Annotated in this window: 29 protein-coding genes; 6 read left to right on the top strand and 23 right to left on the bottom strand. The window is 67.8% G+C overall.

What is annotated here, in order from left to right; all coding sequences use genetic code 11:
• Nucleotides 1-125 precede the first annotated feature (125 nt).
• The 16 genes from AC5P68_RS09560 to AC5P68_RS09485 all read right to left on the bottom strand — a co-directional run bounded on the left by AC5P68_RS09560 (nucleotide 126) and on the right by AC5P68_RS09485 (nucleotide 13,471).
• Nucleotides 126-923: a carboxylesterase family protein gene (locus AC5P68_RS09560; protein WP_231522970.1), complete on the bottom strand. Its 798-nt coding sequence runs from the start codon at nucleotides 921-923 to the stop codon at nucleotides 126-128.
• Between the two features lie 70 nt (nucleotides 924-993).
• Nucleotides 994-1,260 carry a hypothetical protein gene (locus AC5P68_RS09555; RefSeq protein ID WP_033834839.1) on the bottom strand — a complete coding sequence of 89 codons (267 nt, stop codon included), beginning with the start codon at nucleotides 1,258-1,260 and terminating at the stop codon, nucleotides 994-996.
• A 62-nt stretch (nucleotides 1,261-1,322) separates the two neighbouring features.
• Nucleotides 1,323-2,684 (bottom strand): magnesium transporter, encoded by a 1,362-nt coding sequence (gene mgtE / locus AC5P68_RS09550; RefSeq protein WP_005408383.1) that lies wholly within the window; start codon nucleotides 2,682-2,684, stop codon nucleotides 1,323-1,325.
• Between the two features lie 194 nt (nucleotides 2,685-2,878).
• Entirely contained in the window at nucleotides 2,879-4,648 is a 1,770-nt protein-coding gene (gene ptsP / locus AC5P68_RS09545; protein WP_197598432.1) for a phosphoenolpyruvate--protein phosphotransferase, read from the bottom strand.
• A 2-nt stretch (nucleotides 4,649-4,650) separates the two neighbouring features.
• Nucleotides 4,651-4,920 carry an HPr family phosphocarrier protein gene (locus AC5P68_RS09540; protein ID WP_005408385.1) on the bottom strand — a complete coding sequence of 90 codons (270 nt, stop codon included), beginning with the start codon at nucleotides 4,918-4,920 and terminating at the stop codon, nucleotides 4,651-4,653.
• On the bottom strand, nucleotides 4,913-5,305 hold the full coding sequence (locus AC5P68_RS09535; RefSeq protein ID WP_005408386.1) for a PTS sugar transporter subunit IIA: 393 nt from the start codon (nucleotides 5,303-5,305) through the stop codon (nucleotides 4,913-4,915). Before AC5P68_RS09535 ends, AC5P68_RS09540 begins: the two co-directional genes overlap by 8 nt.
• 433 nt (nucleotides 5,306-5,738) lie before the next feature.
• Nucleotides 5,739-6,623, bottom strand: a complete 885-nt coding sequence (gene rapZ, locus AC5P68_RS09530) for an RNase adapter RapZ (RefSeq protein ID WP_059033403.1) — start codon at nucleotides 6,621-6,623, stop codon at nucleotides 5,739-5,741.
• Between the two features lie 27 nt (nucleotides 6,624-6,650).
• Nucleotides 6,651-7,601, bottom strand: coding sequence for an HPr(Ser) kinase/phosphatase (gene hprK, locus AC5P68_RS09525; RefSeq protein ID WP_005408388.1), 951 nt, complete (start codon nucleotides 7,599-7,601; stop codon nucleotides 6,651-6,653).
• The gene (locus tag AC5P68_RS09520) at nucleotides 7,598-8,050 is read right to left on the bottom strand and encodes a PTS sugar transporter subunit IIA (protein WP_231522971.1); all 453 of its coding nucleotides are present in this window, start codon (nucleotides 8,048-8,050) and stop codon (nucleotides 7,598-7,600) included. The genes hprK and AC5P68_RS09520 overlap by 4 nt, the downstream gene beginning before the upstream one ends.
• Nucleotides 8,051-8,071: 21 nt before the next feature.
• Nucleotides 8,072-8,389, bottom strand: a complete 318-nt coding sequence (gene hpf / locus AC5P68_RS09515; protein ID WP_004147311.1) for a ribosome hibernation-promoting factor, HPF/YfiA family — start codon at nucleotides 8,387-8,389, stop codon at nucleotides 8,072-8,074.
• Nucleotides 8,390-8,447: 58 nt separating this feature from the next.
• Nucleotides 8,448-9,869 (bottom strand): RNA polymerase factor sigma-54, encoded by a 1,422-nt coding sequence (locus AC5P68_RS09510; RefSeq protein WP_033835542.1) that lies wholly within the window; start codon nucleotides 9,867-9,869, stop codon nucleotides 8,448-8,450.
• Nucleotides 9,870-9,908: 39 nt separating this feature from the next.
• Nucleotides 9,909-10,628 (bottom strand): LPS export ABC transporter ATP-binding protein, encoded by a 720-nt coding sequence (lptB, locus tag AC5P68_RS09505; protein ID WP_005408391.1) that lies wholly within the window; start codon nucleotides 10,626-10,628, stop codon nucleotides 9,909-9,911.
• Nucleotides 10,628-11,179 carry a lipopolysaccharide transport periplasmic protein LptA gene (gene lptA / locus AC5P68_RS09500; protein WP_005408392.1) on the bottom strand — a complete coding sequence of 184 codons (552 nt, stop codon included), beginning with the start codon at nucleotides 11,177-11,179 and terminating at the stop codon, nucleotides 10,628-10,630. Before lptA ends, lptB begins: the two co-directional genes overlap by 1 nt.
• A 103-nt stretch (nucleotides 11,180-11,282) precedes the next feature.
• Nucleotides 11,283-11,858, bottom strand: coding sequence for an LPS export ABC transporter periplasmic protein LptC (lptC, locus tag AC5P68_RS09495; protein ID WP_012479345.1), 576 nt, complete (start codon nucleotides 11,856-11,858; stop codon nucleotides 11,283-11,285).
• Nucleotides 11,855-12,403 (bottom strand): KdsC family phosphatase, encoded by a 549-nt coding sequence (locus AC5P68_RS09490; protein WP_005408394.1) that lies wholly within the window; start codon nucleotides 12,401-12,403, stop codon nucleotides 11,855-11,857. The genes lptC and AC5P68_RS09490 overlap by 4 nt, the downstream gene beginning before the upstream one ends.
• 66 nt (nucleotides 12,404-12,469) lie before the next feature.
• Nucleotides 12,470-13,471 carry a KpsF/GutQ family sugar-phosphate isomerase gene (locus AC5P68_RS09485; protein WP_033835544.1) on the bottom strand — a complete coding sequence of 334 codons (1,002 nt, stop codon included), beginning with the start codon at nucleotides 13,469-13,471 and terminating at the stop codon, nucleotides 12,470-12,472.
• Between the two features lie 54 nt (nucleotides 13,472-13,525).
• On the opposite strand from AC5P68_RS09485, the gene AC5P68_RS09480 reads away from it, so the two are divergent.
• The 3 genes from AC5P68_RS09480 to AC5P68_RS09470 are packed head-to-tail and all read left to right on the top strand — an operon-like array spanning nucleotide 13,526 to nucleotide 15,363.
• Nucleotides 13,526-13,756 (top strand): BolA family protein, encoded by a 231-nt coding sequence (locus AC5P68_RS09480; RefSeq protein ID WP_005408396.1) that lies wholly within the window; start codon nucleotides 13,526-13,528, stop codon nucleotides 13,754-13,756.
• Nucleotides 13,757-13,777: 21 nt separating this feature from the next.
• The gene (gene murA, locus AC5P68_RS09475; protein WP_005408397.1) at nucleotides 13,778-15,049 is read left to right on the top strand and encodes a UDP-N-acetylglucosamine 1-carboxyvinyltransferase; all 1,272 of its coding nucleotides are present in this window, start codon (nucleotides 13,778-13,780) and stop codon (nucleotides 15,047-15,049) included.
• Entirely contained in the window at nucleotides 15,046-15,363 is a 318-nt protein-coding gene (locus tag AC5P68_RS09470) for a hypothetical protein (RefSeq protein ID WP_032957609.1), read from the top strand. Before murA ends, AC5P68_RS09470 begins: the two co-directional genes overlap by 4 nt.
• A gap of 139 nt (nucleotides 15,364-15,502) precedes the next feature.
• Here the strand turns inward: AC5P68_RS09470 and AC5P68_RS09465 are convergent, their stop codons facing one another.
• From AC5P68_RS09465 to purM, 7 genes are all read right to left on the bottom strand, one after another.
• Entirely contained in the window at nucleotides 15,503-16,186 is a 684-nt protein-coding gene (locus AC5P68_RS09465; RefSeq protein ID WP_005408399.1) for a DUF3108 domain-containing protein, read from the bottom strand.
• A 2-nt stretch (nucleotides 16,187-16,188) separates the two neighbouring features.
• Entirely contained in the window at nucleotides 16,189-17,010 is an 822-nt protein-coding gene (locus AC5P68_RS09460; protein WP_005412504.1) for a DUF3108 domain-containing protein, read from the bottom strand.
• Between the two features lie 67 nt (nucleotides 17,011-17,077).
• Nucleotides 17,078-17,737, bottom strand: coding sequence for a phosphoribosylglycinamide formyltransferase (gene purN / locus AC5P68_RS09455; RefSeq protein ID WP_005412505.1), 660 nt, complete (start codon nucleotides 17,735-17,737; stop codon nucleotides 17,078-17,080).
• The gene (locus AC5P68_RS09450; RefSeq protein WP_043034201.1) at nucleotides 17,734-18,396 is read right to left on the bottom strand and encodes a DUF2238 domain-containing protein; all 663 of its coding nucleotides are present in this window, start codon (nucleotides 18,394-18,396) and stop codon (nucleotides 17,734-17,736) included. Before AC5P68_RS09450 ends, purN begins: the two co-directional genes overlap by 4 nt.
• 41 nt (nucleotides 18,397-18,437) lie before the next feature.
• A complete protein-coding gene (locus tag AC5P68_RS09445; RefSeq protein WP_043034200.1) occupies nucleotides 18,438-18,860 on the bottom strand; it encodes a hypothetical protein in 423 nt (140 codons plus the stop codon).
• The gene (locus AC5P68_RS09440; RefSeq protein WP_005408404.1) at nucleotides 18,857-19,345 is read right to left on the bottom strand and encodes a hypothetical protein; all 489 of its coding nucleotides are present in this window, start codon (nucleotides 19,343-19,345) and stop codon (nucleotides 18,857-18,859) included. Before AC5P68_RS09440 ends, AC5P68_RS09445 begins: the two co-directional genes overlap by 4 nt.
• A gap of 23 nt (nucleotides 19,346-19,368) precedes the next feature.
• Entirely contained in the window at nucleotides 19,369-20,427 is a 1,059-nt protein-coding gene (purM, locus tag AC5P68_RS09435) for a phosphoribosylformylglycinamidine cyclo-ligase (RefSeq protein WP_049452378.1), read from the bottom strand.
• A 99-nt stretch (nucleotides 20,428-20,526) separates the two neighbouring features.
• On the opposite strand from purM, the gene AC5P68_RS09430 reads away from it, so the two are divergent.
• Genes AC5P68_RS09430 through hda form a run of 3 tightly spaced genes read left to right on the top strand, consistent with a single transcriptional unit; the run spans nucleotide 20,527 to nucleotide 23,539 of the window.
• Nucleotides 20,527-21,666, top strand: coding sequence for a DUF2066 domain-containing protein (locus AC5P68_RS09430; RefSeq protein ID WP_005412509.1), 1,140 nt, complete (start codon nucleotides 20,527-20,529; stop codon nucleotides 21,664-21,666).
• A complete protein-coding gene (locus tag AC5P68_RS09425) occupies nucleotides 21,663-22,832 on the top strand; it encodes an AI-2E family transporter (protein ID WP_005408407.1) in 1,170 nt (389 codons plus the stop codon). Before AC5P68_RS09430 ends, AC5P68_RS09425 begins: the two co-directional genes overlap by 4 nt.
• Complete coding sequence (gene hda, locus AC5P68_RS09420) at nucleotides 22,832-23,539, top strand: DnaA regulatory inactivator Hda (protein WP_005408408.1); 708 nt, start codon at nucleotides 22,832-22,834, stop codon at nucleotides 23,537-23,539. Before AC5P68_RS09425 ends, hda begins: the two co-directional genes overlap by 1 nt.
• The last annotated feature ends 127 nt before the right edge of the window (nucleotides 23,540-23,666 follow it).

Here is a 23,666-nt window from a genome sequence, read left to right as displayed (position 1 = left end):
CGACTACCAGAGCAGTCAACGCCAACCAAGGTTGGCGACTACCAGAGCAGTCAACGCCAACCAAGGTTGGCGACTACCAGAGCAGTCAATGCCAACCAAGGTTGGCAGCTACCAGAAGCTGCGGTTCAGCGCTTCTGCGCGAACAGCCATTCCCACATTGCCGGGTCGGCGTAGGTGGCGTCCCAGGCATTGTGGTTGCCTTCCGGGTATTCGGTGTAGCGCACGTCGCGTGCGGCGGCGCGCTGGAACGCGGCATGCAGTCTGCGGTCGTCGTCCGGCGGCACCACGTCATCCAGTGCGCCGTGGAAGATCCAGATCGGCGTGTACTGCAGGCGCTGGGCAATCACCGCGTACGGGTCCGCTTCGTGCGCGACCTGCTCGACGAACAGGGTCGGGCGTACCGCACGCGGGGCGAGCACCGCGCCGCACACGGGGACGATCGCGGCAAAGCGGCGTGGGTCATCCAATGCGATGTTCCAGCTGCCATAGCCGCCCATCGACATGCCGGTCAGGTATTGCCGCGCCGGGTCGGCGCCGAATTCGGCGATCGTCGCGTCCAGCGCGGCCACTGCCGCACGGTTGTTGCGGCCGCTCCATTCCTCGTGGCCCGGTACCTGCGGGAACACCACCAGGGCGGGGAAATCGGGATGCGCGCGCAGGTAAGGCCCCAGCCCGGCGTGGGTCTGCTTGACGCCATCGGCGCCGCGCTCGCCCGAGCCGTGCAGGAACAGGACGACCGGAAGGTGGGTGGGAGCGGCGGCCTGCACGCCGGCCGGAATGAACACCTGGTAGTACGCCGTTTGCCCGTCCACCTTCACCGCACGTGCTTCGAAGCGGCCACGCGCGCTGTCCGGCAGCGAAGTGCAACCGCTCATCATCAGAAGGGCCAGCAGTGGCAGCCAGCGCGACAGCAAACGGACCATGAGATTTTCCGAAGCGGCGAGATCGCCTGCATCGTAGTCCGCCGACGTCGGCCCGGCATCGTGCGCCGCGTCACTGCGGGCGCGGGAAGCTGGCGATGATCTCCAACTGCTCCTGTGCCTCGGTATTGCCTTCGGCGGCGGCGGCCTGCACCTGCGCAATGTCCGGGTGCAGGACCACCAGCAGTGGGTTCTCGCAGACCGGGCAGTCGTACTCGGTGGCGTCCTCGTCAAGTTCCATTTCCATGGCACGCGAGCTGCCCTTCCATTCGCAGGCCGGGCAGGTGTGCTGCTGGTCGCGCCAGCCGGGCTGGAAGTAGTTTTCGATTGTCGTTGCCATGGGGGGATCCAGTTGGGATCGGGTCAGAGCGCCGCGCAGCGGGGATCCGACCCGCGAGACGGTCAGTGCAGCAGCACCAGGGTGGCCAGGCCGAGGAAGGTGAAGAAGCCCATCGAATCGGTCACGGCGGTGAGGAAGATGCCGCTGGCCAGCGCCGGGTCGAAGCCGAAGCGCTTCAGCGTCAACGGCACCAGCACGCCGGCCAACGCAGCAAACAACAGGTTGCAGGTCAACGCGATGGCGATCACTGCCGACAACCCGGGCGAGTGGAACCAGGCGAGCACGATCAGGCCCAGCACCGAACCCAGCATCACGCCGTTCAACAGCGCGACCCGTACTTCCTTCCACAGCAGGGTGCGGGCGTTGGAGGCGCCCACCTGGCCCAGCGCCAGGCCGCGCACCATCAGTGCCAGCACCTGGGTACCGGCGTTGCCGCCGAGGCCGGCGACGATCGGCATCAGCACCGCCAGCGCCACCAGTTTGTCGATGGTGCCTTCGAAGTGGCCGACCACGCTGGAGGCCAGGAAGGCCGTGCACAGGTTCACCGACAGCCACATCAGGCGGCGGCGCATCGCGCGCCAGACCGGGCTGAACAGATCTTCGTCCTCGTCCAGACCGGCGGCGCCCAGCGCCTGGTGCTCGGCCTGGCCGCGGATGATGTCGACCACGTCATCGATGGTGATGCGACCGATCAGGATGTTGTTGTCATCCACCACTGGCGCGGAGATCCAGTCATGGTCGGAGAACTGGCGGGCGACTTCCTGGTCGCTCTCGCCGACGTCGATGGCTGGCTGCTCGTCGTCGATCAGGCGATTGATCGGGGTGGTGTCCTCGTGGGTCACCAGTGCCGCCAGCGACACGCGGCCGAGGTACTGATGGCGGCGGCTGACCACGAACAGGTGGTCGGTGTGGTCGGGCAGTTCACCGCGCAGGCGCAGGTAGCGCAGCACGACGTCGACATTGACGTCGGCGCGCACGGTCACCACGTCCGGATTCATCAGGCGACCGGCGCTGTCCTCGGGATAGGACAGGACCTGTTCCAGGCGCTCGCGGTTCTCGCGGTCCATCGACTTGAGGACTTCGTCGATGACCGTGTCCGGCAGGTCTTCGACCAGGTCGGCCAGATCGTCGATGTCCAGGTCTTCGACCGCGGCGATGATCTCGTCCGGGTCCATGTCCGCGAGCAGGCTTTCGCGCACGTCGTCGCCGACGTGGACCAGCACCTCGCCGTCGTCTTCCGGATCAACCAGTCCCCACACCACCTCGCGCTTGCCCGGCGGCAACGATTCGAGCAGGTTGCCGATCTCGGCCGGGGCCAGGGTGTTGACCAGGCGACGCACCGGGCCCAGCCGGCCGCTGTCCAGTGCATCGGACAGCATCCGCAGTTGGCGCGCAGTCTTGTCGTGGCGTACAGCTTCAGCCATCGCAGCTCCCGCGGGGATAAGAAAAGCCGCGATCCCGGCAAGGATGCGGCAACAGGGGTGTTCAGTGCGTCATTATCGCAAGGCGATGTTTCAACGCATAGCCGCCGGGTGGCGGGAGTGCCGGCCGCTGGCCGGCAACCTCTTGGTCTTCGATGGGTAGGCTGCCGGCCAGCGGCCGGCATTACCCTTGGCGCTCAGGGCGTATCCGCCACCAGCGCCAGCCAGCGTTCGATGGCGCGTCGGTCGCGCGCGGCCAGCAGCTTCGGCGCGCGCGCGCGCAGCGCACCCAGATCGGCTTCGCGTATCGCGCGGCGTACCTCCAGCAACGTACCCGGGTGCAGGCTGAACTCGCTCAGGCCCAGCGCCAGCAGCAGCGGGGTCATCCGGGCATCACCGGCCATCTCGCCGCAGACCGCCACCGGGATGCGGTGACGCGCGCCGGTCTCGATCACCATCTGCAGCAGCCGCAGCACGGCCGGGTGCAGCGGTGAATACAACTCGCCCAGCGCCTCGTTGTTGCGGTCGGCAGCCAGCAGGTACTGCACCAGATCGTTGGTGCCGATCGACAGGAAATCGACCAGGTCGATGAAGCTCTCCAGCGCCAGCGCAGCGGCGGGGACTTCGATCATCGCGCCCAGCGGTACGTGGTCGGACACCATGTGCCCTTCGCCGCGCAGCTGTTCGGTCAGTTTGAGCATGCGACGGCGCACGGCCAGCAGCTCCTCGCGGGTGCTGACCATCGGCACCAGTACGCGCAGCTTGCCGTATGCAGACGCGCGCAGGATCGCGCGCAGCTGGGTGTCGGCCACTTTCGGCCGTGCCAGCGACAGGCGCACCCCGCGCAGGCCGAGTGCAGGGTTCTCTTCGTTGCTCAGGGTCAGGCCGGTACGGTCGGCCTTGTCCGCGCCCAGGTCCAGCGTGCGTATGGTGACCGGCCGCCCGCTCATGCCCAGCGCGGCATCGCGGTAGGTCTGGAACTGCTCTTCTTCGTCCGGCAGCTCATTGCGCTGCAGGAACAGGAATTCGGTGCGGTACAGGCCGAGCCCCTGCGCGCCCAGTGCATGCGCCTGGGTCACGTCTTCCAGCGATTCGGCATTGGCCAGCAGGGCAATGTCGACCTGGTCGCGGGTACGGCTGGGCTTGCTGCGCAGGCGGCCGAGCTCGCGCTGCTCGCGCGCATGTTCCTTCAGCCGGACGCGGTAGTCCCGCAGGTTGTCGGCCTGCGGGTTGACGGTGATGCTGCCGTCGGCGCCATCGATGATCAGCACATCGCCATCGGCGATGCGGCTGAGCAGCTGCGGCACGTTGACGATCAGGGGCAGGTGCAGGCTGCGCGCCAGGATCGCGCTGTGCGACAGCGCGCTGCCGGCGGCCGTGACGATGCCGACTACGCCCTGTGCCTGCAGCTGCGCCAGCTCGGAGGGCGCGATGTTGTCACAGACCAGGATCTCGCCGGCCAGGCCTTTCACTGCCGACGGCCGTTCGGGTTGCAGGAAGGCGTGGATGCGCCCGATCACATGGTCGAGATCGTCCATGCGGCTCTTCAGATAGGCATCGTCCATGCCATCGAAGACCTTGGCCAGGCGGTCGCGCTGCAGGCGCAAGGCATAGCCGGCGCTGTACGGGCCACTGCGGATCAGCTCGTCCAGGCCGTACAGCAGCTCGGGGTCGTCCAGCAGCAGCGCGTGCAGGTCGAGGAACTCGCCCACTTCCTGGTTCAGGGCGCCATGCAGGCGCTGGCGCAGCTCGTGCATTTCCGTACGCGCGGCATCCAGCGCCCGGTGCAGGCGCGCCAGTTCGGCCTCGACCTGGTGGGCGGCCACGCGCTGCTCGGCCACCTCCAGCGCATGCGGCAGTCGCACGCGTGCCCGGCCCATCGCCGTTCCGCGCGCGGCGCCGTGGCCGGCCAGCAGCTGTACCGGCCGTTGGCCGGAAGGGACCTGGCTGGCGCGTGCGCGTGGCACGCTCAGCTGTCCTCGTCGAAACGGCGTTCGAACAGGCCGACCACCGCCTCCATCGCGGCGGCTTCGTCCTCGCCGTTGATCCGCACGGTGACCGGGGTGCCTTGGCCGGCGGCCAGCAGCATCACGCCCATGATGCTCTTGGCGTTGATCTCACGGCCTTTGGCGGCCATGGTCACGTTGCAGCGGAACGGCGCCAGGGTCTGCACCAGCTTGGCGGTGGCCCGGGCATGCAGGCCCAGGCGGTTGCTGACTGTGAGTTCTCGTTCAAGCATCGTCGACTATCGCTCCATTACGGGTACCCGCCGCGGCTGTGGCGGGCAGTTGATCCAGTCCCTGTTCCGGATAATTCATCACCCGCAGCAACATCGGCAGGCTCAGCGCCGACACCCGGCGAACCGGGGTCCCCAGCCGGGCCAGCTGCCCGGCAAGGTTGGCGGGGCTGGCGCCGTACAGGTCGGTCAGGATCAGCACACCATCACCCCCGTCAACCCGCCGCAGGGCGGCCGAGGCGAGCGGGAGCAGGGCGTCCAGGTCTGCGTCGAACGGTACTTCGAAAGCTTCGGTTTTCAGCGGCAACTGCCGCAGGAGCCGGGTCGCCACGTCAAGCAGGGCGGTCCCGACCCCGGGATGTGTTACGAGGAGAATGCCACAGGTCATTACTGCACGTTAACAGGTCAAGGTGAATTGGCGATAGCAGCAGGAGAGGGGCACTGTGTCCCGTATTCAGTGTTGCTCGCGCGGGAACCCTTTTTCGTTGGAAAAGAGCTCCGACTCCATCCTTTTTTCGATGCCTGACAGCGATTCATCCACGCATGGCGTGGATCTACCGTGTCGACCAAGGTCGACACCTACCAACAGCAGCACACACCGCCGTCCCGACAGATCGCGGGAATCTGTCGAAGGCGGGGCGGGTCAGCAAGCGGGGGCGTGAGCCGCATGGATGCGGCGACCGAGCTTACAGGGACGTACTTGCAGCGTCCCCCGCTTGCTGACCCGCCCCGCCACCCACGGAATGCCGCTTCTGCTGTTGCTGTTGCCGGCCAGCGGCCGGCACTACCGGCGGGTGCCGGGCGCAGCCCGGCCGACCCCCTCAATCCTGTTCGCGGTGGTACGTCGCCACGTCTTCCCAGCCCATTTCGCGGGCATGCCGGGCCAGACGCTCGGCCAGGAACACCGACCGGTGCTTGCCGCCGGTGCAGCCGAACGCCACGGTCACATAGCTGCGGGTGCCATCGCTCAGCTTCGGCAGCCAGGTATCGAGGAAGTCCATCAGCTGGGCCAGGTAGCGCTGCACGTCCGGCTGCGCTTCCAGGTAGTCGCGTACACCCGGTTCGCGACCGCTGAGCGCGCGCAGGTCCGGGTCCCAGTGCGGATTGGGCAGCACCCGCGCATCGAACACGAAGTCCGCCTCGGCCGGCACGCCGCGCTTGTAGGCGAACGATTCGAACAGCAGCGACAGGCCGGTGGCATGGTCCATCGTGAACTCGGTGATGATCCGCCGCCGCAGCTGATGCACGTTGAGGCTGCTGGTGTCGATCACCGCATCGGCCTCGCGGCGCAGCGGTGCGGTCAACTCGCGTTCGCGGGCGATGGCTTCAGGCAGCGACAGGCCCAGCTGGCTCAGCGGATGGCGGCGGCGGGTGTCGGCGTAGCGCTTGAGCAGCGTCTCGTCGCTGGCCTCGAAGAACAGCACCTTCACGTCCACGCCGGCGTCGGCCGCCAGCTGCCGCCAGTCGCCCAGCTGGCTCAGGTCGGCCTGGCCGCGAACGTCGATGCCTACGGCCAGACGCCGTGGTGCGCTGCCGTCGTGGTTGGTCAACAGGCTGCGCACGAAGTCGGGCAGCAGATTGATCGGCAGGTTGTCCGAGCAGTAGTAATCCTGGTCCTCGAAGGTCTTCAGGGCGACGGATTTACCCGAGCCGGACAGGCCGCTGACGATGATCAGGGTCGGGGCGGAGGGGGTGACGGTGCTCATGGACAGGCTCTTCGAAGGGCAGGGAAATCAGGGTGTTCGCCGTTCCAGCAGGTTGCTGTGGCGGGCGATGAACATGGCTGCCGGGTCGATGCCCTTGGTGCGCAGGATGTGCAGGCGGGTGGCCGCCTCGGTCAGCACGGCCAGGTTGCGGCCGGGCATCACCGGCAGGGTGATCAGCGGTACGTCCAGGTCCAGCACATGGCGGGTGCCCGAATCGCCGGTCAGGCGCTCGTAGCCATGGGGGGTGGGTTCGGTCATCGGCTTGGTCAGGTGGACGATCAGCCGAAGGTACTTGTTCTTCTTTACAGCCGTGTCGCCGAACATCTCGCGCACGTTCAACACGCCCAGGCCGCGCACTTCCAGCAGGTCCTGCAGCAGCTCCGGGCAGGTGCCATCGAGTACATCGGGTGCGATCTGGGTGAATTCGGGGGCATCGTCGGCCACCAGGCGATGGCCACGGCTGAGCAGTTCCAGCGCCAGTTCGCTCTTGCCGGATCCCGCTTCGCCGGTGATCAGCACGCCGATGGAATAGATCTCCATGAACACGCCATGCAGGATCACCCGCGGCGCCAGCGTCCGCGCCAGGTGGTAGGACAGGTGGTTGAGCAGTTCGTGGCCGCGCTTGGGCGACAGCCACAGCGGCGTGCCGGATTCGTCCGCGGCAGCGCGCAGGTCTTCCGGGCAGGCCTGGTTGCGGGTCAGCACCAGCGCCAGCGGGTGCGACTGCATGATCTTTTCGATGGTCTCCCAACGCTGGCGCGGTTCCAGCGCATCCAGCCAGGACAGTTCCTCGGTGCCCAGGATCTGCACCTTGTTGGGATAGATGGCATTGAGGTAGCCGGCCAGCGAGGGGCGCCGCGAGACCGTGTTGCCGGCCTCCAGCTCGCGCTTCTCGCCGGACTTGCCGGCAGCCCAGCGCAGTCCCAGCCGCTCGCGCTGCTGTTCGAACAGTTCACGGGCGGTGATGCTGGTATTCATGCGGCACTCGCAGGTGGGGTCATGCCCAGCGCCTCGCGCAGCGCCCGGGCATCGCCCGCTTCGCGCAGGGCCTGGCGGATGTCCGGCGCCGAGAACAGCTCGGCCAGCTCGGACAGCAGCATCAGGTGCTGGTGGGTGTAGTGGGCGGGGACGGCCATCGCGAACACCAGGTCCACCGGCTCCTCGCCACCGAAATCGACCGGGGTGGCCAACCGCAGCAGGGCGCCGCGGGGGCGGTCCAAGGTTGGCGCGCGGCCGTGGGGAATGGCGATGCCGTGGCCGATGGCGGTGCTGCCCAGCGCTTCGCGCTGGCACAGGTTCAGATAGATCTGTTCGGCGTTGGCCTGGCGGCAGGCCAGCAACCCGGCGGCGGCCTGCAGGACGCTGTCACGGTCGGTGGCCGTGCAGAGCTGGGTCTGCACGGCCGCCAGGAGGTCAGTCAGGGGCATGTCTGCGGGGAACGGTGGCGATCAGCCACCATTGTCGCCCACCGGCAGCGGTGCGTGCTGCTGTTTTTTCTCCTTGTGCTTGATCACCAGACGGTCAAGCTTGTCCGCAAGCAGGTCGATCGCGGCATACATGGTCTGGGCATTGGCCTCGGCGTGCAGGGTCTGGCCGGGAATGTTGAGGCTGGCGTCGACGTGGTGTTCGGTCTTCTGCAGCTTGAGGGTCACCCGCGCTTCGCAGTGCTGGTCGAAGTGCTTTCCGATCCGGGCCAGCTTCTCCTCAACATAGGACTGCAGGGCCGGGGTGACTTCGACATCTTTGCCAAACGTTTCGATGCGCATCGGGTTTCTCCTGTATTCGGATGTGCCAATGAACCTCTCCGCCGGGCGCGGCGGCGCGTCAAGCGATTCTGACCCTTTCGTGCGAGGCGGAAATGTTCATGGCCTCACGATACTTCGCCACGGTGCGTCGCGCTACTGGAATTCCCGACGATTTGAGCAGGTCAGCCAGCTTGGCGTCAGAAAGCGGCTTGCGCGGGTTCTCGTCGTCGATCAGGCGCCGGATCATCGCCTGGATGGCGGTGCTGGACGCCTCGCCACCGCTCTCGGTATCGATGCCCGAGGCGAAGAAGGCGCGCAGCGGCAGGGTGCCTCGCGGGGTACGCACGTGCTTGCGGGCGATCGCGCGCGAGACCGTGGATTCGTGCAGGCCGAGCTCGGCGGCGATCTCGCGCAGGGTCAGTGGACGCAGCGCCTGCTCGCCGAATTCGAGGAAGCCGGCCTGCTGCAGGATCAGGCTGCGCACGACGCGCAGCAGGGTGTCACCACGCTGCTGCAGCCCTTTCAGCAGCCAGCGCGCTTCCTGCAGCTGGGCACGCAGGTAGCCGGCATCGGCGTCGCCACAACGTCGGATCAGCTGTTCGTAGCCGCGGTGGATCACAACCTTCGGCCCGGCATGCGCGGCCAGCGCTGCGCGCCATACGCCGTTCTGCCGCCACACCACCACATCCGGCACCACGTAGGTGTCCTGCGACAGCGGCGCGATCTGCGTGCCCGGGCGCGGGTCCAGCGAGCGCAGCAGCGCCACGGCAGTCTCGACCTCGTCCAGCGGCAGCTTCAACTCATGGGCGAGCCCGGCGACGCCGCTGCGCGGCAAACGTTCCAGGGGTCCTGCGGCAATCTGTCGCGCCAGGAGCAGGCCGGGCGTGTCGCCGGCCAGCACATCCAGCTGCAGCAGCAGGCATTCGCCCAGCGTGCGTGCGGCCACACCCACCGGATCGAAGCGCTGGATGCGATGCAGCACGGCGAGGATCTCGTCATCGTCGGCGTGGATCGCCGGCAACAGGGTTTCAGCGATGGTGGCCAGCGGTTCGCGCAGGTAACCGTCGTCGTCCAGTGCATCGATCAGTGCGGCACCGATGCTGCGATCACGCGAGGACAGATGCGACAGATGCAGCTGCCACAGCAGATGGTCGGCCAGTGTTTCGGTTTCGGCTACGCGCTCGGCAGCGCTGCCATTGTCGTCGTCATCATCGAAGCTGCCACCGCTGCCGGTCGTCGTCCAGTCCAGTTCGGTCGGCGCCCAGTCGTCGCCCTCATCGCTGCGCTCTGCAGGCGCTTCGTTGTCGTTGCCATCGCTGCCTTCATTGGCGGCGCTGCTGTCGTTGCTGTCGGCCCAGTCCAGCAGTGGGTTGCTTTCCACTGCCTGCGCGATCTCCAGCTCCAGTTCGGTGGCCGACATCTGCAGCAGCTTGATCGCCTGCTGCAACTGGGGCGTGAGCACCAGTTGCTGTCCCAACGATGTCTGCAGCCGAGTCTTCATGCCTGTGCCGAAAGGAAGGAAAGGGCCCCGGCGACTGCTTCACAGCTTGAAGGAATCCCCGAGGTAGACGCGGCGTACATCGGCGTTGTCCAGGATCGCCTCCGGCGAACCCTGGGCCAGCACGCTGCCCTCGGCGAGGATATACGCGCGGTCGCAGATACCCAAGGTCTCGCGCACGTTGTGGTCGGTGATCAGCACGCCGATGCCACGCTGCTTGAGGTGGGTGACGATGCGCTGGATCTCGCCGACCGAAATCGGGTCGACACCGGCGAACGGTTCGTCGAGCAGGATCAGGCGCGGTTGTGCGGCCAGTGCGCGGGCGATCTCGCAGCGGCGGCGTTCGCCACCGGACAGGCTGGCGCCGAGCTGGTCGGCGACATGGCCCAGCTGCAGTTCGTCGAGCAGGCCGTTCAGTTCGCGCTCGCGGCCGGCCGAGTCCAGGTCCTCGCGCAGTTCCAGCACCAGGCGGATGTTGTCGGCCACGGTAAGCTTGCGAAACACCGACGGTTCCTGCGGCAGGTAGCCCACCCCCTGCTTGGCGCGGGTGTACATCGGGTCGCCGGTGATGTCCTTGCCGTCGAGCACGATGCTGCCGGCATCGGCGGCCACCAGACCGACGATCATGTAGAAACAGGTGGTCTTGCCGGCACCGTTGGGGCCGAGCAGGCCGACCACTTCACCCGCATCGAGGGTCAGCCCGAAGTCCTTGACCACTTCGCGCTGCTTGTACTTTTTGCGCAGGCCCTTGGCGACGAGCATTACTTCCTGCTCCCGGCCGGCTGTGCCGGCGTGGTGGCCTTGGGCTGTGCCGCAGGCGCGGCCGGGGTCTTGTTCTTCGGCGGGATGACGGTACGCACGCGGCTGCCGTCACCACCGGAGTTCATCTCGCCGGTGCGGGTGTTGTAGACCATGCGCTGGCCGGCATTGGTGCCGCGCGCGCTGGTGACCTTGTAGTTGCCGGTCAGGGTGATGATCTCGGTCTTGATGTCGTAGTCGATGCGATCAGCAAGCGCATCCATCCAGGTGCCGTCATCAAGCTGCTGCTTCATCTTGGCCTGCTTGCCGGTGAAGACCACGCGCACGGCCTCGCCGTCCTTGAGGTAGATCTCGGCCTCGGACGAACGCAGGTCCAGCGTGCCCTGGGTGATGATCACGCCCTGCGACAGAACGGTCTTGCCGTCGCCGGTGAGCATGCCGGACTGGGCGCCGGAATCGATGTGCATGTCTTCGTTGCGGTCGGTGGACTTGGCGAAGGCGGCGCTGGGGACAAGAAGACCGAGCGCGAGTACGGCGGCAAAGGGAATCTTCATCGGGGTCCGTTCTACCGGTGGGGGCCTGCCGGGCGGGCCGGGGGCGGAGGGTGGGGCTGCCGGCCCTGCGCCTGTCCGGAGACGTCGCGGGCTGGCGGCGGAATCAGCGTCTGGGCGTGTAACGGCCCTTGGACTGGCTGAGGAAATGATACGTGTTGTTCTTCGAATCCACTTCGAAGCCGACGCCGGACTGTTCCATGCCCGGGCGGGTCATGGTCACCAGGGCGTCGGTACGGGCGCGGTTCTCCTTCGGGAACACGTCCAGGTGGTCGGTGCGGAAGGTGGTCGGCACCACGCCCGGGCCCGCCGGGCTGTCGCCGGCAACCTTGCCGCGCAGCTTCATCTCGTCGCCCTTGGCGCTGAGCCAGCCGGTCTCGGCACGCAGCGTCCAGTGCTTGCCATCCTTGTCCGGCATCTCGAACAGCGGGGTGGCAATGTTGATGGTCTGGTCGCCGCGCTGGCGCTCCAGCCGCGGTGCGCGCAGGGTGGTCGATTCCTTGCCGTGCTCATCCAGGGCGACGATCTGGAAGTCATGCAGGATGTAATCCACACCGATTTCCTGGCCCCCCGTGGCTGGACCCTTGTCGCGGTTGCGCAGCGCCGCCCAGCTGCTCAGCAGGGCGGCCAGCAGCAGGCTGATGCCGAGCACGGTGCGCCAGTTCAAGGTGGGCAGGTTCATGCGCCAAACCTCGCCAGCACCGCATCCGCGCGGCCCTGGGCGGCCAGCAGGATGTCGCACAGCTCGCGCGCGGCGCCACGGCCACCCTCGGCGCGGGTCTGCCAATGCACGCGTTCGGCGATCCACGGATGGGCATTGGCCGGGGCCACCGCAAGGCCGACCGCACCCAGCGGCGCCAGATCGGGCAGGTCATCGCCCATGAACGCCACCTGTTCCAGGCCGATCCCGTGCTGCGCACACAGCGCCTGCACGCTGGCCAGCTTGTCGCCCACGGCGATCTGGGTGTCGATGCCGAGGTCGGCGCCGCGCTTGAGCGCGGACTGGCTGTTGCGCGCGGTGATCAGCACGGGGTGGATACCGTGCTGCTGCAGCAGTTTCAGGCCCAGGCCATCCTGCACGAAGTACGCCTTGCTCTCGTTGCCGTCCTTGTCGTAGTACAGCCGACCGTCGGTGAGGGTGCCGTCCACGTCGAAGCAGGCCAGGCGGATCTGGGCCGCAGCGGCATGCAGGTGGGCGGGGAAGGCGGGCAGGGGGGACCAGGGCATCAGGGCGGCAGGCTCGTTATGGGCGGGTGCGGCGTTACAGACTGAATGGGGTCTACGGACTGTCGGTTAAACCACCCGGGCCCGCAACAGGTCATGAATGTTCAGCGCGCCAACCGCGCGGCCCTGGCCATCAACCACGATCAGGCCGGTGATCTTGTGGGTCTCCATCAGGCGGGCGGCCTCGACCGCCAGCTGGTCGGCGCCGATGGTGCGCGGGTTGCGGGTCATCACGTCGGCGATCTTCGCCGTGCGCACATCCAGCGCGCTGTCCAGCGCACGGCGCAGGTCGCCGTCGGTGAACAGCCCGATCAGCACGCCGTCGGCGTCAACCACGGCGGTCATGCCCAGCCGCTTGCGGCTCATTTCCACCAGCGCCTCGCTGAGGCTGGCGTCGGCGCCCACGCTGGGCAGGTCGTCGCCGGTGTGCATGACGTCGGTGATGTGCAGCAGCAGGCGACGGCCGAGGCTGCCGGCCGGGTGCGAGCGGGCGAAGTCATCGGCGGTGAAGCCACGTGCATCGAGCAGGGCCACGGCCAGTGCATCGCCCATCGCCAGCGAGGCGGTGGTGCTGGAAGTGGGTGCCAGCGCCAGCGGGCAGGCCTCGGCCGGCACGCTCACGTCCAGATGGATGTCGGCGGCGGTGGCCAGGCTGGACTGCGGGCGGCCGGTCATGGAGATCAGCAGGTTGCCCTGGCGCTTGAGCACCGGCAGCAGCATCAGCACCTCGTCCGATTCGCCCGAGTAGGACAGGGCCAGCACGACGTCGTCCTCGGTGATCATGCCCAGGTCGCCGTGGCCGGCTTCACCGGGGTGCACGTAGAACGCCGGCGTACCGGTAGAGGCCAGGGTGGCGGCGATCTTGCGCGCGATATGCCCGGACTTGCCCATGCCGGTGGCAACCACCCGCCCGCGGCTGGCCAGGATCGCCTGGCAGGCCTGCTGGAAGGCCTCGCCGAGGCGGTCGGCCACGGCATCCAGGGCCTGCCGCTCGATCTCGAACACGCGGCGGCCACTGGCAACCAGGCCGGCAGGGTCGACGGAACGGGGGGGCAACAGGGATTCGGCCATGCGGACGCCACGCAGCGGAAGTAGAATGGACCCACATTTTATTAGGAAAGCCCGTTGGACGCCGACACCATCCGCAATCTGATCGAAACCGGCCTGCCCGGCGCCCGCGCCGACGTGCAGGGCGACGATGGCGTGCATTTCGAAGCGACCGTGGTCTGCGAGGCCTTTGCCGGCAAGATGCCGCTGGCCCGCCACCGCATGGTGTATGCCACCCTGGGCGACCTGATGGGCGGCGCGATCCACGCGCTGGCGCTGAAAACCGTGACCCCGGCCGAAGCCGGCTGAACCGCAGAAGATCCCGAATACATGGCCAAGATCGTTGTGACCGGCGGCGCTGCGCTGCACGGTGAAGTGAGCATCTCCGGCGCCAAGAACGCCGTCCTCCCCATTCTCTGCGCGACCCTGCTGGCCGATGAGCCGGTGGAGATCACCAACGTGCCGCACCTGCACGACGTGGTCACCACGGTGAAGCTGCTTGGCGAGCTGGGCGCCAAGGTCACCATCGACCAGGGCACGCTGTCGCGCGGCAGCGCGATCGTGGTCGACCCGCGTCCGGTCAACCAGCACGTCGCACCGTATGAGCTGGTCAAGACCATGCGCGCCTCGATCCTGGTGCTGGGCCCGCTGCTGGCCCGCTTCGGCGCCGCCGAAGTGTCGCTGCCGGGCGGCTGCGCGATCGGCTCGCGACCGGTCGACCAGCACATCAAGGGCCTGCAGGCGCTGGGCGCCGAGATCGTGGTCGAGAACGGCTTCATCAAGGCCAGCGCCAAGCGCCTGAAGGGTGGCCACTTCACCTTCGACATGGTCAGCGTCACCGGCACCGAGAACGTGCTGATGGGCGCGGTGCTGGCTGAAGGGACCACCGTCCTCGACAACTGCGCGATGGAACCGGAAGTGACCGACCTGGCGCACTGCCTGATCGCGTTGGGCGCGAAGATCGAAGGCCTGGGCACCGCCCGCCTGGTGATCGAGGGCGTCGAGCGCCTGTCCGGTGGCCGCCACGAAGTGCTGCCCGACCGCATCGAGACCGGCACCTTCCTGGTGGCCGCGGCGATGACCGGTGGCAAGGTCACCGTCAACCGTGCGCGCCCGAACACCATGGACGCGGTGCTGTCCAAGCTGGTCGAGGCCGGTGCGAAGATCGAGACCACCGACGACAGCATCACCCTGGACATGCAGGGCCGGCGGCCGAAGGCGGTCAACCTGACCACCGCGCCGTACCCGGCATTCCCGACCGACATGCAGGCGCAGTTCATGGCACTCAACTGCGTGGCTGACGGCGTGGGCGTGATCAACGAAACGATCTTCGAGAACCGTTTCATGCACGTCAACGAACTGCTGCGCCTGGGCGCGGACATCCAGGTTGAAGGCCACACCGCCATCGTGCGTGGCAGCGAGCACCTGAGCGGCGCACCGGTGATGGCGACCGACCTGCGAGCGTCGGCCTCGCTGATCCTGGCCGGCCTGATGGCCAGCGGCGATACCACCATCGACCGCATCTACCACCTTGATCGTGGCTACGAGAACATCGAAGAGAAGCTGTCTTCGCTCGGCGCCACCATCCGGCGCGTGCCATGATCCTGCGCGGCAAGTTCAGCCCGCGTCGCAAGGCGCTGCTGGCCCTGGTGCTGATCGTGCTGGCGTGGCTGGGCTATGCCTGGTACGCCAACATCGCCATCACCCAGGGCATCGAGCAGAAGGACATGGACTGGAACGGCGACGGCACGGTCTCGCGTGATGAAATCATCGAGTCGTTCTATGCGGTCGCGGTGAACGACAGCCAGGACGGCAACCGTCACTGCCGCACCTTTGTCTGGCGCAGCACCGGCGAGCAGATCCGCGTGGACTGCCGCACCGAGTTCAAGCCGGCGGCGGCCGAGGAAAAGAAGTAAAAAAAACGCCCGCGAAAGCGGGCGTTTTCTTTTCGCGGGGCCCGGGGTCGGAGCCCTTTCCATCGGAAAGGGCTCCGACCCCAGCCACACAACCGGGGTCAGAGCCCATCCCCGAGGGGATGGGATCCGACCCCGGCACTCAGTTCATCGCCTTGATGGTCAGGTCCAGCGCATCGCGGCCGCTCTCACGCTGCAGCATGCGCGCCGGCACCGGGAAGTCCGGCACGATCCAGGCGATCAGCTCCTTGTTGCCGTCGGCGCGCGAGACCTTGGTCGCCTCGTAACTCTTGCCGGCCACGGTGATCGATTCCTTGCCGATCACGCGGTAGGTCATGTTCTTGATCCGGCCTTCGTCCACCATGCGATAGGTCAGCGGCTTGCCGGCGGCCAGGTCACGGGCGATCGCCAGGTTGATCAGCAGCGCGTCCATGTCGCCTGCTTTCAGCGCGATGGGGCCCGCACGGTCCGGCTTGATGTCGCCGGTCCAGGTGGCCTGGTTGCTGGTCCAGTTGTAGTTGGCCTGCACGTTGCGCTTCTTCACCAGCAGCGCCGAACGGTCCTGGCTGCTGAGCGGACGCAGCTGGCCACGCACTTCCTCGAACACCGTGCTCTGGCTGAGGTCGGCCAGCTGGTTCTTCACCTGCAGGCTGTAGCGCCATTTGTTGCTGCCTTCGCTGGCCAGGGTCATGGTGCCGTTGGCCTGCATGCCCATGTAGCTGGCCAGGTAATCCGCCTTGAACGGTTCCAGCGCCATGGCCGGCAGGCTGGCCACGGTCAGGGCAGCGGCTGCGATCCAGGTGAGGGGGCGGGTCAGGGTATTCATGCTCAGACTCCTTGGTATTCGATCAGGCGCAGGTCGACGCGGTCTTCGCCGTCTTCGCGTTGCAGGATGCGCACCGGGGTGGGGACACCGTTGGCGATCCAGAGAATGGTTTCGTTTCTGCCACCGTTGGTCCGGTAGACCCGCAGCGCGTTGTAGGACAGGTCGCCGACCTCGACGTTCTCGGTCTGCGGCGCGGCCTGGTAGTCGTGTTCTCGGACCTTGCCCATGTCCACGTAGCGGTAATGCATGGTGGCGCCCGGACGCGCATCGCGCATGATCGCCAGATTGATCAGCAGCGCGCTCTGGTCGCCGGCCCGCAGCGGGATCGGCTGCGCGCGCTCCTTCTTGACGTCGCCGGTCCATTGCGCGGTGCCGGCCTGCCAGTTGTAAGTGCCCACGGCCTTCTTGCCCAGGAACAGGCCCTTGCGCACCGTGCTCTGGCTGAGCGGTGCGTAGACGCCACTGCGCTCCTCGAACACCGTGCTCTGCTCGATGTTCAGGCCGAGCACGCTGGCAAAGCCGCGGCGGCCGACCACCTGCATGTCCACGCGCCACTGGCTGCCGCCGGTGTGGGTGACCTGCATGCTGGCATCACCCGCTTCCTTGCCCTTGTAGAAGGCCTGGTAGGTGGCTGTGAACGGCTGCAGCGGCGGCGGCTCCCAGGCCAGTGCCGGCAACAGCGGCACACTGGGCTCGTTCGGTGGCAGCGCAGCGGGTGTGGGCGGCGGGGAAGCCGCAGGCGGCTGCGCCTGGCCCCAGCCCACAGCGGGAAGCACGGCAAGCGACAACAGCAGTGAAGTGGACAGCAGCGTCGTGGTCTTCATGGAGGACAGGAACCGCGGGAGGGAGCAGGATGCCAGCCCCGCAGTCAGCGGGGCGTGTGCAAGAGCGTTACCGGTTCAGGTTTCCGGCGGAATCTAGGGCCAAGGGGCTAAACAGGGGGTGACCGTCCAGCCAGGGCTGACCCTCCCGTTCAGCCAGGCGGCCTTCGCACAGCAGCTGCAGTGTGGCGATCAGCAGCGGATGCTCCACCGCAAGCACGCGTGCGGCCAGCGCCTGCGCGTCGTCGCCGGGCCGCACCGGCACGCGGGCCTGCGCCAGGACCGCGCCGGCATCCAGTTCGGGGACCACCAGGTGCACGCTGGCGCCATGCTCGGCGTCACCGGCCTGCAGCGCCCGCGCGTGGGTGTCCAGGCCCTTGTGCAGCGGCAGCAGCGACGGGTGGATGTTGACCAGGCGGCCATCGAAACGCTGCACGAAGGCCGGACCAAGGATGCGCATGTAGCCGGCACAGACGATCCAGTCCGGCTGTACCGCGGCAAGCGCATCGCCGAGCGCCTGCTCGTAGCTGGCGCGGTCGCTGAATTCCTTCGGTGCATGCGCCCAGCGCAGGCCGGCATCGACACGCAGCAGGGCCTCTGCGGCGGGGCGGTCGGAGAACACGCCGACCACCTCGGCCGGCAGGCGGCCGCTGCCGATCGCGTCGAGGATGGCCTGCAGGTTGCTGCCGCGGCCCGAGGCGAGCACAGCGATGCGGGTTGGGGCGGTCATTGCAGGGAACTCCGGCGGATCAGAGGCCAGGTCAGCAGGCTGCCGACGGTCGCCATCAGCATGTCGGCATGCGCATCCCACATGTCACCCTGCTGGCCGTTGTAGGCTTCGGCGGCATCCGGCGACAGCGCCAGCGCGATGGCCCATTCGAACCATTCGTAGACCAGGCTGGCACACATCACCGTCATCACCGCCAGGGTGAAGGCCTGGCCCAGGCGCAGCGCCGGCCACGCATGACGGGCCAGCTGCAGCAGTGCGGGGGTGAAGCAGACGCCGAACAGGAAGTGGATGAGGCGGTCGAAATGGTTGCGCTGCCAGCCGAAGGCCGCATTCGGCGACCAGCCGGTCAGCATCTGCGCCCAGGCGTCGTAGGGCACGTTGGAATACAGCCAGCGCGCCGCCACGCAGTGCAGGGCGATGAAGCCGCAGATGGCGATGAAGGCGCCGTTGCCCAGCCAGCCGCCGCGGCGGTCGACCCACAGCAGGGCGGCCAGACCGACCACGGTCAGCGTGCTGTGCAGGGCCTGCTCGATGGGCCACAGCGGGTGGATCCAGCTGATCGCGAACACCGCCAGTACGGCGGCGAAAGCCCACTTCTTCGGGCCCGGGAAGCGGCGGGTGGTGGGCGAAGCAGACGTCGGGAGGACAGGCGCGGACATGGGAAATCGATCAGGATAGGGCGCGGCGTCTGCCGGCAGGTTCAGGCACTGAGGTGATCACCGCGGTCGAACAGCGCAGCCATCTCCGGCTTGGACAGGAACACCCAGGCATAAGCGGCCAACGCCATGCCCAGTGGTCCAGCCAGCACGCCCAGCCACGCCGCGCGCTGGCACCAGGCCAGCCCGGTGCGATGTGACAGCTGGCGCGCGGTGTGCAGCTGCACGAACCCCAGCACGGCGGCCAGCACGGCGATGGACGCATAGACCGTGGCCAGCATCCAGGCATGCTCCAACCCGCGCGACTGGGCCACCCAGCCGCTGAGGCCGAGGAACGCCACCGCGGCGACCCAGTGGAAACCGGCCAGGGCGTAGAACAGCACTCTCAGTGTCTGCAGATGGCTGGTCAGCTGCAGCTGCGCCAGGGTCTGATGCGGCAGCGGCGGTGGATTGCCGGAGGCGGTCATGCGGTCGCGGCGGGAAGGTCGAAGGCGGCCTTGACCTGCGGGCGCAGCAGGGTGATCAGGCTGAACACCCCCAGCACCGTGCCGACCGGCGTGAACAGGCAGGCCAGGCCAGCCGCGATCAGGCACAGCAGATGGCGACGGCGGCGGGACAGGCAGCGGCCGGCATAGGCCACGAACGCGCCCAGCGTGATGCCACCGAACACGACGACGCAGCCGAGAACGGTGAACACCCAGCCCATCAGGCGCTGTTCCTCCAGCGAGGAGGGCTCGCCGCCGGACTTCATCGGCAGGCTGCCGGTCAACGCGGCGATGCCGATCACGATGTGCAGGATGAAGATCAGCGAGAACAGCACGATCAGGCCACCGACCACGTAGTGTGCGATGGCCAGCATGCGCAGGTGGTCGGCATCCTGCGCGCTGAACGGCGGTACCGTCGCCAGCGGCGGCGGCACGGGGGCGGGCGACAAAGGGGGCGTTGCGTCCATGCGGGGCTCCTGGGTTGCCGGCGTCAGCCGATGTGGACGCGTTCGGCGCCTTCGGCGGTGACCACCTGGCCGATGGTCCAGTGCTCCAGGCCCTGCGCCTTGACTGCATCGGAAACGGCAGCCACCTGGTCCGCTGCGACGATCAGCACGAAGCCGATGCCGCAGTTGAAGGTGCGCCACATCTCGCTGTCGGCCACCGCGCCTTCCTTCTGCAGCCACCGGAACACCGGCGGCAGGGTCCATGACGACGCCTGGATGTCCAGGCCGAGGCCGTCGGGCACTACGCGGATGATGTTCTCGGTCAGGCCGCCGCCGGTGATGTGGGCCATGCCATGGATGGCCTCGCCGTGCGACTTCAGCAGCGACAGGATCGGCTTCACATAGAGGCGGGTCGGTGCCATCAGCGCATCGACCAGCTTCACGCCGCCTTCCAGCTCCAGATCGGCCGGGCGACCGGCGCGGTCGTAGATGCGGCGCACCAGCGAGTAGCCGTTGGAGTGCGGGCCGGAGGAGGCGATGCCGATCAGCACGTCGCCGGCGGCCACGCTGGCGCCGTCCTTCAGCTCGCTCTTCTCCACCGCGGCGACCGTGAAGCCGGCCAGGTCGTATTCGCCGGGGGCGTACATGTCGGGCATTTCAGCGGTTTCGCCGCCGATCAGCGCACAGCCGGCCTCGGTGCAGCCGTTGGCGATGCCGCCCACGACCGCTGCGGCGGTGTCGATGTCCAGCTTGCCGGTGGCGAAGTAGTCCAGGAAGAACAGCGGTTCGGCGCCCTGCACCAGCACGTCGTTCACGCACATGGCGACCAGGTCGATGCCGATCGTATCGTGGCGGTTCAGCTGGTGGGCCAGCTTCAGCTTGGTGCCCACGCCGTCGGTACCCGACACCAGCACCGGCTCGCGGTACTTGTTGGACAGGTCGAACAGGGCACCGAAGCCACCCAGGCCGCCCATCACTTCCGGGCGGAAGCTGCGCTTGACCAGGGGCTTGATCCGCTCGACCAGCGCATTGCCGGCGTCGATGTCGACCCCCGCGTCACGGTAGGTGAGGGGGGAGGGGGCGGAAGACGGGGTGTTGGTCACGGGCGTCGGCGCTGGCAGGGGTTGAACGGGCGATTTTAACAGGCCGCATTGGCGCAAAGGCCGTATTCGGGCAACAATTCCCCCGGATACGTCGAGCCAATGGATGTCCTGATGCGCCGCAGCCTGATTCTGACCCTGCTCCTTGCGCTGAGCCTGCCGGTGGCCACGATGGCCCAGAGCGGCCTTCGCACCGAGGGTGATGTCGCCACCGCCAGTGGCGCGTACGAGGCCGAAGTGCCCGTCAACAGCCAAGCCGAGGCCGATCGCAACGGCGCCCTGGCCCGCGCCCTGAGCGTGGTACTGGGCAAGCTGTCCGGCGACCGCAGCGTGATGTCCCGCCCCGGCGTGGTGCAGGCGCTGCGCAACGCCAAGGACTACGTGGCCAGCTACGACTACAAGCAGGACCAGAGCGTGGGCGCCAGTGGCGCCCCCAGCTTCCGTACCCTGCTGGTGGCCCGCTTCCGCGAGGATGATGTCGACTCGCTGGTGTCGGCGCTGGGCCTGCCGCTGTGGCCGCAGCCGCGACCGAAGCCGGTGCTGTGGCTGGCCGTCGACGATGGCAGTGGCCCGCGCCTGGTCAGCGTGCAGCAGGCCAACGCCGCCCGGCCGTTGCTGAACCGCGCCATCGAGCGCGGCTACAAGCTGGGCCTGCCCAGTGGTGGCGCCGCCGAACAGGCGCTGGCGGGTGCGATCTGGCGCCAGGACAGTGCCGCCGTGGCCCGTGCCTCCTCGCGCTACTCGCCGCCGATGCAGCTGATCGGCAAGTTGTACCGCGCCAATGGCGGCTGGCAGGCGGACTGGGTGTTCGTCGACAACGGCCGTGAACTGAACAAGTGGACCAGCAAGGACGCCAACGCCATGCGCGCGATGGCGGCCGGTGCCGACGGCGCCGCCGATGCGCTGGTCAAACGCTATGCCAAGGCCGGCGCCGCCGTCGGTCAGGCCGGGACCTACCGTGTGGTGGTCACCGGCATCAACAGCGCCGACGACTACCTGCGTCTGGCCGCCGGCCTGCGCGAGGTGCCGGTGGTGCGCAATGTCACCCCCCTGCATGCCTCGGCTGGCCAGCTGGAGCTGAACCTGGAGATGACCACCGGCCTGGCCGGCTTCAACCGCATGCTGGGCGACAACGGCGTGCTGGCGCCGAGCGCTCCGCTGCCGGCCCTGCCCGCTCCGATCGACGACACCACCGGTACCCCGGTGGCCGCCCCGGTCAGCAACGAGTACCGCCTGCGATGACTCTGACCCCGGAAGCGGAAATCGCGCAGTTCCTGCGCCGCCTGAAATACATCCTGTTCGCCGGCCTGATCGGCTGGGTGGTGTGGCTGCTGGCGCCGATCCTGACCCCGTTCGTGCTGGCGCTGGCGCTGGCCTGGCTGGGTGACCCGCTGGTGGACCGCATCGAGGCCACCGGCCGCTCGCGCATGACCGGCGTAGTGCTGGTGTTTGCGGCGATGGTGCTGGTGATCGTGGCGCTGCTGCTGGTGCTGGTACCGATGATCGAGCGCCAGATCACCACCCTGATCGCGGTTGCCCCGCAGGCACAGGCGTGGCTGATGGAGAAGGGGATTCCCTGGTTCGAGCAGAAAACCGGCCTGGAAGTGATGCAGTGGCTGGACCCGGACCGCCTGATCGAATGGGTGCGCAGCCACTGGCAGCAGGCCGGCGGCTTCGCCACCACGTTCATGGGCTACGTATCGCGCTCCGGCTTCGCGATGGTGACCTGGGTGGTCAACATCCTGTTGCTGCCGATCCTGGCGTTCTACTTCCTGCGTGATTGGGACAAGCTGGTCGAGCGCGTGGCGTCGGTGATTCCGCGCAACCACATTGGCACCATCAGCGCGTTGGCGCGTGAGTCCAACGAGGTGCTGGGTGCGTTCATCCGCGGCCAGTTCCTGGTGATGCTGGCACTGGGCGTGATCTATGCCGGCGGCCTGTCGCTGGTCGGCCTCAAGCTGGGCCTGCTGATCGGCCTGATTGCCGGTCTGATCAGTTTCATCCCGTACCTGGGCGCGACCACCGGCGTGCTGATGGCGGTGATCGCCGCGCTGGTGCAGGCACAGGGCTTCGACCTGAAGCTGCTGATCCTGGTCGGCGTGGTGTTCACCGTGGGCCAGCTGCTGGAGAGCTACGTACTGACCCCGCGCATCGTCGGCGACAAGATCGGCCTGCACCCGGTGGCGGTGATCTTCGCGGTGATGGCCGGCGGCCAGCTGTTCGGCTTCCTCGGCATGCTGCTGGCGCTGCCGGTGGCGGCGGTGACCAACGTGCTGCTGCGCTACGCGCACCAGCGTTACCGCCAGAGCGAGCTGTACGTGGGCGAGAAGCCGGCAATCGTGCTTGACGGCGTGGTCGATGCGCCCCATATCATCGTTCCGAACGAAAAAGGCCCCGACCTGAAGTGATGGGTGTGCCGCAACTGCCGCTGGCCCTGCATTACCCGCGGGACCAGCGCCTGGAGACCTTCATCGGCGCGCCGGATGGCGCGCTGGCGCAGCTGCGCGCGATCGCGGTGGGTGCCAGCCACGATTGGGTCTACCTGGAAGGTGCGGCGGGCACGGGCAAGACCCACCAGGCGCTGGCGATGTGTTCCAGCGCCGAGCAGGCAGGGCGCCTGCCGACCTATGTGCCGCTGGCCAGTGCCGCCGGCCGCGTGCGTGCGGCGCTGGATGGGCTGGAGGCGCGTGAGCTGGTGGCGCTGGACGGCCTGGACGAGGTTGCCGGCAACCGCGACGACGAGATCGCGCTGTTCGATTTCCACAACCGCGCGCGCGCTGCAGGCGTGACCGTGCTGTACACGGCGCAGAAGGCCCCGGAAGCGCTGGGCCTGGTGCTGCCGGACCTGCGTTCACGGCTGGGCCAGTGCGTGCGCGTGCTGCTGCAGCCGCTGGATGAGGAGGGGCGGGCAGCGGTGCTGCGCGAACGCGCGCTGCGACGCGGCCTGGCGATCGACGAGGCATCCATCGAGTGGCTGCTGTCGCATACCGGGCGCGAACTGGGTGGGTTGATCACGCTGCTGGACTGGCTGGACCGCGAGTCGCTGGCGGCGAAGCGGCGGATCACCGTGCCGTTCCTGCGCCAGGTGCTGGAAGAAGGCCGGCCCCGCTACTGAGGGTGGGGTTTGTTTGCAGGGCTGCGCCCTGCACCCGCGGTAGTGCCGGCCGCTGGCCGGCAACTTCAACAGCAACGTCCAAAAGCTGGCTTCCTGAGGGGAGGCGGGGTGGGTCAGGTTGCGGGGG

The organism is Stenotrophomonas sp. YJH_SMC_58 (assembly GCF_059369635.1).
Note: the sequence above shows the minus strand (reverse complement) of the source record. Positions and strands in the feature narration are given on the sequence as shown.